General features: G+C 48.9%; 1 protein-coding gene. It reads right to left on the reverse strand.

What is annotated here, in order from left to right; genetic code table 11:
• Nucleotides 1-450: hypothetical protein (locus tag AC1RPN_RS08420; RefSeq protein WP_481763749.1), on the reverse strand; the 450-nt coding region annotated here is incomplete at both ends.

Genomic DNA, 450 nt, shown 5'->3' on the forward strand with positions numbered 1-450 from the left:
ACGTATAGGCTCGTCCGCGTTAGGCGTCAAGTCCTGATACATGTTGTACAGATCGCGAAACACCGACGCAGTGTTCGTGTCATTGACTAGGGACGCAAGTTTACTAGGTTTGATTTTATTTGGATGAATCGTAAGAAAACCTCCCGACACTTTTGCACCCTTCGAGTTACGAAACTCAGAAGTGGAGAAGAGTGTGCGGAATAGATTCTCGGACTTTGCGTCAAGCTCTAGTGCTGGCATTTCCGTTGCCCACTTACGAGCCTCGTCGAAAAGCACCGTCGCCTTATCAAACTTGTCGTGCTTGCGCAGCTTGATGAACGACGAGTGGGTCATAAACAGTATGCTACCTTCACAAAACGGCAGAACACCTCTTCCGCCTACTCGGTTGTCATTGAGGACGGCCCGAATTCTGGTGTCAACAGTGCCAAGCTTTCTGTTATACTGTTCACC

The organism is Dellaglioa sp. CoH-57-MRSF-20, from assembly GCF_056781955.1.